The organism is Rhodopseudomonas sp. WA056, from assembly GCF_010906995.1.
GTDB lineage: Bacteria > Pseudomonadota > Alphaproteobacteria > Rhizobiales > Xanthobacteraceae > Rhodopseudomonas > Rhodopseudomonas palustris_G.
In genome coordinates, this window is the sequence record NZ_QPFS01000153.1 from 1 (window position 1) to 9,860 (window position 9,860).

General features: G+C 65.3%; 10 protein-coding genes. 6 read left to right on the forward strand and 4 right to left on the reverse strand.

Annotated features, from left to right (window positions below):
• On the forward strand, nt 1-576 hold a 576-nt coding region (locus DU475_RS21380; protein WP_164633262.1), incomplete at its 5' end, for an ABC transporter substrate-binding protein.
• Between the two features lie 247 nt (nt 577-823).
• Nucleotides 824-1,666, forward strand: a complete 843-nt coding sequence (locus DU475_RS21385) for an ABC transporter ATP-binding protein (RefSeq protein ID WP_013503963.1) — start codon at nt 824-826, stop codon at nt 1,664-1,666.
• 9 nt (nt 1,667-1,675) lie between these two features.
• On the opposite strand, the gene DU475_RS21390 is transcribed toward DU475_RS21385, so the two are convergent.
• Nucleotides 1,676-2,653 carry a glycosyltransferase gene (locus DU475_RS21390; protein WP_246700386.1) on the reverse strand — a complete coding sequence of 326 codons (978 nt, stop codon included), beginning with the start codon at nt 2,651-2,653 and terminating at the stop codon, nt 1,676-1,678.
• Nucleotides 2,654-2,909: 256 nt separating this feature from the next.
• Here DU475_RS21390 and rfbA point away from each other — a divergent pair, with 256 nt between their 5' ends.
• The 4 genes from rfbA (at nt 2,910) to DU475_RS21410 (ending at nt 6,749) form a co-directional block, all read left to right on the forward strand.
• Nucleotides 2,910-3,791, forward strand: a complete 882-nt coding sequence (gene rfbA, locus DU475_RS21395) for a glucose-1-phosphate thymidylyltransferase RfbA (protein WP_013503965.1) — start codon at nt 2,910-2,912, stop codon at nt 3,789-3,791.
• Nucleotides 3,792-3,850: 59 nt separating this feature from the next.
• Nucleotides 3,851-5,026: a glycosyltransferase gene (locus tag DU475_RS21400; RefSeq protein ID WP_246700387.1), complete on the forward strand. Its 1,176-nt coding sequence runs from the start codon at nt 3,851-3,853 to the stop codon at nt 5,024-5,026.
• Nucleotides 5,027-5,140: 114 nt separating this feature from the next.
• The gene (locus DU475_RS21405) at nt 5,141-5,977 is read left to right on the forward strand and encodes an ABC transporter permease (RefSeq protein ID WP_142883359.1); all 837 of its coding nucleotides are present in this window, start codon (nt 5,141-5,143) and stop codon (nt 5,975-5,977) included.
• A 10-nt stretch (nt 5,978-5,987) separates the two neighbouring features.
• Nucleotides 5,988-6,749, forward strand: a complete 762-nt coding sequence (locus DU475_RS21410) for an ABC transporter ATP-binding protein (protein WP_164633265.1) — start codon at nt 5,988-5,990, stop codon at nt 6,747-6,749.
• On the opposite strand, the gene DU475_RS21415 is transcribed toward DU475_RS21410, so the two are convergent.
• From DU475_RS21415 to DU475_RS21425, 3 genes are all read right to left on the reverse strand, one after another.
• The gene (locus tag DU475_RS21415) at nt 6,704-7,909 is read right to left on the reverse strand and encodes a glycosyltransferase (protein WP_164633266.1); all 1,206 of its coding nucleotides are present in this window, start codon (nt 7,907-7,909) and stop codon (nt 6,704-6,706) included. The two genes, DU475_RS21410 and DU475_RS21415, sit on opposite strands and share 46 nt — an antisense overlap.
• On the reverse strand, nt 7,906-9,030 hold the full coding sequence (gene wecB, locus DU475_RS21420) for a non-hydrolyzing UDP-N-acetylglucosamine 2-epimerase (RefSeq protein WP_205524493.1): 1,125 nt from the start codon (nt 9,028-9,030) through the stop codon (nt 7,906-7,908). The genes DU475_RS21415 and wecB overlap by 4 nt, the downstream gene beginning before the upstream one ends.
• Nucleotides 9,023-9,860, reverse strand: an 838-nt coding sequence (locus DU475_RS21425; protein WP_502706857.1) for a polysaccharide deacetylase family protein, incomplete at its 5' end; no start/stop codon positions are given. The genes wecB and DU475_RS21425, both read right to left, overlap by 8 nt.

Sequence of the window (9,860 nt, forward strand, 5' to 3'; positions counted from 1 at the left end):
CTCGGCAACACCGCCGCCTCCAACATCTCGGTGATGAAGGCCTGCAAGGCGGCCGGCGTCGACGTGCAGTTCATGAGCAACGTCTGGGGCATGGACGAGAACGCCGCCAAGACCGCAGGCGACGCCGCCGACGGCGTGATCTTCCCGCTGCGCACCGCTGTGGCCTGGGGCGGCAACGCGCCCGGCATGAAGACGGTCGAGGAGATCTCGAAGATGTCCGATCCGTCCGGCAACGTGTATCGGCCGGTGCACTACGTCGCGGCGGTGTGCTCGGCGATGTACATGAAGGAAGCGCTCGACTGGGCCGCCAAGAACGGCGGCGCCACCGGCGAGAACGTCGCCAAGGGCTTCTACCAGAAGAAGGACTGGGTGCCGGCCGGCATGGACGGTGTCTGCAACCCGTCGACCTGGACCGCAAAGGACCATCGCGGCACCATGAAGATCGACCTGTACCGCGCCAAGGTATCGGGCCCGACCGACGGCGACCTCAAGGACCTGATCGCCAAGGGGACCATCAAGCTCGAAAAGGTCAAGACCGTCGACCTGCCGCGCAAGCCGGAATGGGCCGGTTGGTGAGCTGAAACCGCGCACGGCTGCCCTCAGCCGCGAGCGATTGGAGGCGCCGCATCCGCTTTGAGCCGCGGCGCCTCCGCTCCAAGGACCGTCATCCCCGCGCAGGCGGGGATCCAGTACGCCGCGGCGTCGCGATCGAGGTCTGGTGCACTGGAATACTGGATCACCCGCATACGCGGGTGATGACGGCGGTGCGGGGCGATTTGTCCCCACGCCGGACGCAGCAGGTTCGACAACGTCAGGACGCTCCATGACCGAAACCGCCGAACTCCATCGTCCGCACCCCGGCGCGTCGCCGGCTGCTGCCCCGCTGCTCAGCGTCCGCAACATCGAGGTCGTCTATGACGACGTCATCCTGGTGCTGCGCGGCCTCAGCCTCGAGGTGCCGCAGGGTGCGATCGTGGCGTTGCTCGGGGCCAACGGCGCCGGCAAGTCGACGACACTGAAGGCGATCTCCGGCCTGCTGAAGACCGAGGATGGCGAGGTCACCCGCGGCGAGATCGTGTTCGACGGCGAACGCATCGACGGCGTCGATCCCGACAAGATCGTCCGCCGCGGCATCTTCCAGGTGATGGAGGGCCGTCGCATCGTCTCGGACATGACGTCGCTGGAAAACCTGCGGCTCGGCGCCTTCACCCGCAGCGACCGCGAGGTCGGTCGCGACATCGAGATGGTCTACGATTATTTCCCGCGGCTGAAGGAGCGAACCGGGCTGGCCGGCTACCTGTCCGGCGGCGAGCAGCAGATGCTGGCGATCGGCCGCGCCCTGATGGCACGGCCGAAGATGATCCTGATGGACGAGCCGTCGATGGGCCTGTCGCCGCTGCTCGTGAAGGAAGTGTTCTCGATCATTCAGAAGATCAATCGCGACCTCGGCGTCACCATTCTCCTGGTCGAACAGAACGCCCGCGCCGCCCTCTCGGTCGCCAGCCACGGCTATATCATGGAACAGGGCAAGGTCGTGCTCGACGGCACCGCCGACGAGCTGCGCGACAACGAGGACGTCAAGGAATTCTACCTCGGCGGCGCCGGCGACCAGAGGAAGAGCTTCAAGAACCTGAAGAGCTTCAAGCGGCGGAAACGGTGGCTGTGACGGCCGGCGCTACGCTCCGCCGTGCCGGCGAGCGAGGTATTGCTCGATGTCCTCGATCAGCAGCGCCGTCGTCTGCGGTTGCACCAGCCGCTGCTTGATGCGCTCGACCAGAGCGCCGCGCTTGCCGCTATCCAGGGCGGCAGACACCGCGGAAACAATCGCACCCGGCTCGGACGACGCCACATAGCTGATGTCGTCGCCGAGCAGCTCGCGCGACCAGGGATGATCGCGGAGCACGAGCGGCGCGCCGGCGAGGCCGGCCTCGATCGCCGAATGCCCGGGGAAATCCTCACCGAGTTCGAGATACACCGAACAGCTCTGCATCGCCGAGCGGATGATGTCGGAGCCCGGCTGCAGGTAGGGCAGGAAACGCACCTTTTCCGACGCCGCCGCCTTGCATTTGGCGTAGTAGGCGCGGTCGTGATAGCCGCCGATGAACATCAGCGGGACGTCGAGATCGTGTAGCGCCTCGATCGCCTGCAATTGCTGCTTGGCCTCGTCGAGCACGCCGACCCAGAGCACGAAGCGGCCGACGCCGTAGGCGGAGCGAAACAGGTCATCCGGAACCGGGCGTGCGAACGCGGCGCTGATCCCCGGCGGCACCACCACGATCTTGTCGTGCGCGACTTGAAACAGAGTCTTGCACAATTCGGCTTCGACCTGCGTGCGCAGCACGATCACGTCCGCCAGATCGAAATGCTCCTGCACCACCGGCAGCGATCCGGCCGACGGGCTGAAGAAATTGTAGTTCGGAATCAGAATGATCGGCTTCCCCTGCTCGCGCACATGGCGCAGCAGGATCTGCCCGCCGCCGACGGCGGAGAAATGCACGATGGCATCGTAGTATCGCAGTGGCCGCGAGGCATGGCCGTAGAAATCGGCACGAACGCCGTTCTCGTTCATGTACTCGGCGAGCTGCAGAAATTCGGTCTCGCCCCCACCCGGAGCCAGGAAGGCATGATGATAGGTGGTCAACAATAACCGCATCTGTTCATTCCGTTGCTGCCTGTCGAGGTTAGACGGCTTTCCGGCCCACTGCCAAGAGACCGATTGACGATATACGGCAAAAAAGCCTAAGAGTTGCGGCGACTTCACCCTCATCGTCGCCGGCTCATGCGTCGTTCGCGGCCGGTGTCGGGTGACCCGCGAGTTTCGTGTCGCCTCCGAGCGCTTTCCTGCTCCGGAATTGCCGACACCGAGAAGCGGTTCTTCGGCGAGTTGCGGCATACCAACCGGACGGAACATGGCGAAACCTAAGTACAAGGGTATCATCCTGGCCGGTGGACGGGGAACTCGACTGTTTCCGGCGACGATTTCGATCAGCAAGCAGCTCATCCCGCTGTACGACAAGCCGATGGTCTACTATCCGCTGTCGACGCTGATGCTGGCTGGCATCCGCGAAGTGATGATCATCTCCACGCCGAGCGCGCTGCCGCTGTATCAGGAACTGCTCGGCGACGGTCATCAGATCGGCATGGAATTCGAATATGCTGTGCAGGCCGAGGCGCGCGGCCTCGCCGAAGCTTTCATCATCGGCGAAAAATTCATCGGCCGCGCCAATGCGGCCCTGGCGCTCGGAGACAACGTGTTTCACGGCTCTGGAGTCGGCGACGGCATCCGCAAGGCTTCGGCTCGCGAACGCGGGGCGTCGGTATTCGCCTATTGGGTTCACGATCCGGAACGCTACGGCGTGGTCGAGTTCGACGACAACGGCAAGTCGATCTCGATCGAGGAAAAGCCCGAGAAACCCAAGAGCAACTACGCAGTCACCGGGCTGTATTTCTACGACAACGACGTGGTCGAAATCGCCAAGGGCGTCCGCCCCTCGGAGCGAGGCGAACTCGAGATCACCGCCGTCAACAACACCTATCTGGCGAACGGCGCGCTCAATGTCGAGAAGCTCGGCCGTGGCGACGCCTGGCTCGACACCGGCACCCACGACACGCTGCTCGAGGCCAGCCATTTCGTCCAGACCATCGAGAAGCGGCAGGGCCAGAAGATCGCCTGCATCGAAGAGATTGCATGGCGGATGGGGTTTATTGACGACGAGGAACTGGAGCAACTGGCGCATCCGTTGATCGCCAGCGGCTACGGCAAATACATCCTGAATCTGCTTCGGCATTGAGAGCTGCCTGCCCTGCACAGCAGCCGCAAACGATACCGCCGGTCGATAGGCGATCGGCTTTGCCCGAGCGCACCACCATGAACGTCCTGCACGCCTACAAGGTCTATCGCCCGGACGTCGACGGCGGTATCCCAGAGGTGATCGCCAAGCTGACCCGGCCGAACGCCAGCGGTGACAGGGCCGAGATTCTGGTCGCGCGCGACCGCGGTCTGCCACGCCGCTATGTGTTCGACGGCTGCGAGGTGCGCGCCGTCGGCTCGTTCGGCCAGATCTCGTCGATGCCGATCGCACCCGGCTTTCCGTTCGCGCTGCGTCGCGCTGCACGGCGGTTCGATGTGCTGGCGCTGCATTATCCGTTTCCGCTCAACGACCTCGGCGTCGCCTTGGGGATCCCCGACGAGGTCGCCGTCGTGGTGCACTGGCATGCCGACATCATCGGCCGCGGCGCCGTGATGCCGCTGCTGACCCCGCTGATCCGCCGTACCCTCGATCGCGCCGATCGGATCATCATCTCGCATCAGTCGATCTTCGACGGTTCGAGCCTGTTGCAACCCTTTGCGGCCAAATGCGTGAGCATCCCGTTCGGCGTCGACACCAGCGAGTGGACCGATGTCGATGCCGCGCTCCAACAGCGGATCGAGGAGTTGAAGCAGCGCCATCCGCGCCTGATCGTGGCGATGGGCCGTCTGGTTCCGTACAAGGGCTTCGCGGTCCTTCTGGAGGCCCTGACGCAGATCGACGGCGAACTGGTGATCATCGGCGAAGGCGCGGAGCGCGACAATCTTCAGCGTCTCGCCGCCCGGCTCGGCGTCTCGGACCGGTTGCAGCTCCCTGGCTTCCTGCCGCGCGACGAGGTCAAGGCTTACTTCCACGCCGCCAAGCTGTTCACGCTACCGTCGGTCACTATCGCTGAGGCATTCGGGCTGGTTCAGATCGAGGCGATGGCGGTCGGGCTTCCCGTCGTCAATACCGCGCTGCCGACCGCCGTGCCGACCATCGCCCGCGACGGGCAGGAAGGGCTGACGGTGCCAATACATGACGCTCCGCGACTGGCCGCAGCGATCAATCGCCTGCTCGACGACCCGGCGCTCGCCGGCGCGTTCGGCGAAGCCGGACGACGCCGCGTCGCGACCCACTACGAGCAATCCGTATTCCATTCCTCCGTTCGGCAAGTCTATGAATTTGCGGTCGAATCAAGGCGAAACCGATCGCCGCGCGGGGAAACTAAGACTTGACTTGCGACGCCCAAAACGGACATTGAATTTCGATAGGCTCCAGTATGCCGCCGGGCACGGGCCTTTCCGAGCGGCCACGTCCCGGCATCGCTCCAATCCCTCGCGCGGGCACCGATGACCGATTCCATTTCCAGCGCCGCAGCGCCGCTCCCGGGCGCGCCGAAACCCACCAGACATCTGCAACGCGGCTTCACGCTGAAGCAGTATCTCGACCTGATTCTGACCCTTGCGCACAAGGAAGTGAAGGTCCGGTACAAAAACAACGTCCTCGGCTATCTGTGGTCGATCGCCAATCCGCTCGCCTCGGCGATGGTGTTCTACTTCGCCCTGCAAGTGATCATGCGGACGAATGTCGAGAACTATGTCGTGTTCCTGACCATCGGGCTGTTCGCCTGGCAATGGTTCAGCAACTATCTGATGGGGGCATGCGGCATCTTCCTGGCGAACGGAAGCCTGATCAAGAAATCGGTATTTCCGCGGTTCGTGCTGCCGATCGCACTGAACCTTCAAGACACCTTCCACTACGTGATGTCGGTGCCCGTGACGCTCGGGTTTCTGCTCGCCTACAGCCTGCCGGTCGGATGGGACATCATCCCGGGAATGCTGCTGATCATTCCCGCGCAGTTCCTGCTGCTGCTCGGCCTCGGTCTTGCGATCTCCTCGGCCAATCTGTTCTTCCGCGACATGGAGCGGATTCTCGCGATCGGACTGAACATGATGTTCTATCTGTCACCGGTGATCTACCCGATCGACCGCGTGCCGGATCAATATCGACCGCTGCTGCATCTCAATCCGATGACGCCCCTGATCGAGGCGTGGCGCGCGCTGTTCATGAAGGGCATCATCGACTGGCACAATATCGGACTCGCCTATGTGTACGGGGCGGTCGCGATGGCGATCGGCGTGTTCGTGTATCGCCGGCTGGTTCACCGTTTCGCCGAAGTCATCTAGGTCGAGCGCCATGAGCATCGCGATCAAGTTCGAACACGTCAGCAAGAGTTTTTCCGACCACACCTTCCTGACCGGCGGACTGAAGAATTACATCCTGAACGGGTTTCAGGCTTCGAAATACAATCGCAGCCACCTCGTGCTCGACGACATCTCGTTCGAGGTCGAGCGCGGATCGACCACCGGCTTCGTCGGCCGCAACGGCGCCGGCAAGAGTACCCTGCTCGGCCTGATCGCCGGGGTGATGAAGCCGAACAGCGGCAAGGTGACGGTCAACGGCCGGGTCTCCTCGCTGCTCGAGCTGGGCGCCGGTTTCCATCCGGATCTGTCCGGCCGCGAGAACATCGAACTGTACGGCGTGGTGCTCGGCTTCTCGCGCCGCGACATCCGCAAGCGGCTCGACAGCATCATCGACTTCGCCGAGCTGGCCGCACACATCGACACGCCGATCCGGTTCTATTCGAGCGGTATGCTGGCCCGGCTCGGCTTCGCGGTGGTGTCGCAGCTCGATCCGGAGATCCTTCTGGTCGACGAAGTGCTGGCGGTCGGCGACTACAAATTTCAGGCGAAGTGCGGCGAGGTGATGAAGCGGTTCCGCGCCGACGGCGGCACCATCGTGCTGGTGTCGCACTCCGCCGGCGACGTCACCACGCTGTGCGACCAGGCCCACTTCATCGAGAACCACCGCATCGTGTTCTCCGGCAAGCCCGCCGAGGTGATGGCGAAATATCAGCCCGACGTACCGCTGCCGACCGCGGTGCCGCCGGCGGCCTGAGTCCCGATCACGGCCAGCATCGCATCGAGCCGCGCGTCCCAGGTGTTGGCGCGCAGCGCCGGGTGATCCAGCGGCAGCGGCCTGCACCCGGCGTCGAGCGCGGCCTGGATTTCCGCCGCGAAAGCATCGGCCCCGGAGGCGATCCGGTGCAGGTTCGCGCAGTCCGCCAGCGCCGGCAGCGGCGTCGCCACCACACTCAGACCGGCCGCGAGATACTCGAAGAACTTCATCGGAAACATCGAGCGGGTGTAGTCGTTGATGAGCTGCGGCAGCAACGCGACTTCGCAGCCGCGCAAATATGCAGGCAGCTCCGCATAGGCCCGCCAGCCGAGGAAGTGCACGTTCGGCCGCTGCTTCAGCGCGGCGATCTCCTCGCTGTGCTGGCCCTCTCGCTCGTCGCCGATGAAGACGAGATGCCAGTCCGGCCGCGTCGCGGCGACACGGCCGATCAGGCCGAAATCGATTTTGAAGTCCGACAGCGCGCCCACATAGATCATCCGCGGCGACGGGATCGCCGCCAGATCCGGCGGAAGCGGACCCGGCCCGCGCGCCTGCGCGAAATGCTCGATGTCGGCGACGTTGCCAAAATAGTGGGTTCGCGCGCCGCTGATCGACACGCAGCGATCGTACAGCGCCCGACTCGTGACGAACACATGATCGGCGCGAGCCAGCAACTGCGCCTCGGCTCGACCATAGGCGTCGTGATCGACGCCGGGAATCGCGCCGAGATCGTCGACGGAGTGATACACCAGCGCGGCGGGATCGAGCGCGGCGACCAGCGGCATCATGTAGGGATGATAGGTCCACAGCAGCGGGCGCGCGCCGCCGCGCCGCCGCAGCCAGCGCAGAATGCGACTCTGCAACTGCCAGCGATTGAACTCGCCGACCAGCGCGTAGCGATGCCCGAGCGGGATCGTCAGAGGGGACAACACCCAGACGTTGTCGGCCACCTCGCGGATCGGCGCCAACCCGCTGCGCAGCCGCGCCGCCATCCGGCCGAGATCGAGCGCATTGAGTCCGGGCCGGCGGATGCCGACGCTCTCGACATAGAGCACGCGATAGCCGCGCGCGCCGAGCCGGCTCGCGGTGTGCTGCTTGTTGGTCCAGTAGCGGTCCTTCCAGTCAGCCGTGGACAGCATCACCACGTCGCGAGGCGTCATCGGGTGCGTTCCAGAATGTCCGCGATGGCGACAGCGGCACGGCCGTCGCCATATGGATTGGTGCCGACAGGCAGCAGACCGGCCTCGCCGCCGAGCCGGAACGCCGCGCGTGCCACGATCAGGTTCTCATCGGCGCCGACCAGTTCGGCGACGCCCGCCTCGACCCCTTCCGGCCGCTCGGTGGTCCGCCGCAGCACCAGCACCGGCACGCCGAACGACGGTGCCTCCTCCTGGATGCCGCCGGAATCCGACAGAACCAGCGTGGCGCGCGACAGCAGATAGATCAGATCGTCATAGGCGACCGGCTCGCACAGCGCGACGTTGCCGAGCCCACTCAACAGCGGCATCACCTGCGCGCGGACGTTCGGGTTGAGATGCACCGGAAACACGATCAGGCAGTCCGGATGCGCCCTCGCGATCCGCGCCACGGCGCGGCAGATCGCGGCGAGATCGTCGCCGAAATTCTCGCGGCGGTGGCAGGTGACGAGCACCAGGCGGCGGCCGTCGGCGCCGAACGCCTTCACCGGCGCGGAAATCCGGTCGAGCCCGCCCGGCGTGTCGAGCCGCGCTTTCAGCAGATGCAGCGCATCGACGATCGTATTCCCGGTCAGGTGAATAGTCGCCTCGGCGATGCCTTCGCGGCGCAGCGCCTGAAAGGCGCGCTCGGTCGGCGCAAAATGCAGCTCGGCGAGCGAGGCGACTATGCGGCGGTTGATCTCCTCGGGAAACGGGTTGTAGCGATCGCCGGAGCGAAGGCCGGCCTCGACATGAGCGACGGGGAGCCGCGCATAGTAGGCTGCCAGCGCCGCCGCAAACGCCGTTGTGGTGTCGCCCTGCACCACCACGCGGTCGGGCTTTGCCTGCGCAATCGCAGCCGACAACGCCGTCAGCAGCGCGGCGGTCAGGCCCGGCAGCGTCTGGTTGGGCTGCATGACTCCGAGGTCGAGGTCGGTGGCGAGGTCGAAGCTCGCCAGCGCCTGATCCAGCATCTCGCGGTGCTGGCCGGTCGAGCAGACGATGGTCGAAAAAGCCCCCGGCCGCCGGTTCAGTTCGGCCACCACCGGCGCCAGCTTGATGCATTCAGGCCGGGTGCCGAACACCACCATGACGCGTTCAGGCATGCTCGGCCGCCGCCTCGATGCGTCCACGCCAGCCGACCGACAGCGGCAGGCCGGCAGCACTGCCCTGAGACACCGCGAAGGCGTCCCGCGTGGAATCGTAGTCGATCAGCGTCGTCGATTTGGCGCGCATGAAGTCGAGGCAGGTCTCCTCGTTGACGAACAGGGTCGCCTCGCCGGCGCATTCGGCGGCGATGAAATCGAGATAGGCGGCGTGGATCGCGACCCGGTCGGCTTCGCTGGCCCAGCCATAGGCGTAGCGCGGCGAGAACGGGTGATCGAGATAGCCGAAGAACTGGCCGAACGCCTTGGCCTGCCGGAACGCCTGCTTGTAGATCCGGGTCGGATCGTCGCCGGCGAGCAGGCAGTCGCCGTGCAGCATGCAGGCCTGGCTGTGCGAGACGAAGCCGGCGGGGCCGAACGGCGCCGCGCCGCCGCGCGCCATCAGATATTCCGGATCGTTGGCGATGATGCCGCCGACGAAGCCGTCATAGCCGGCGCGCGCCAGCGCAGCCGGCACATAGGTCGGGTTCTGGTGAAACGGCGACACCGCATAGCGCACATTCAGCCCGCGCACCCGGCTCTCCAGCCACGCCTTGGAGTCACGGGCCTCGCGCTCGGCGGCCTCGGCGGAGCCGCCCCAGTTCGGCGCATGCGTCACCGAATGCGACAGGATCGAGCCGCCGGCCTGATCGAGGTCCGCCAGCAGAGCCAGATGCTCGGCGGTGTCCGGCTGATCGGTCTTGATCGCCACCGACAGCGGCAGGCCGCGGCCGCGATACAGTTCGAACAGCGGCCGCGACGAGGCGATGTCCTCGTCGCAGTCGAGCCGC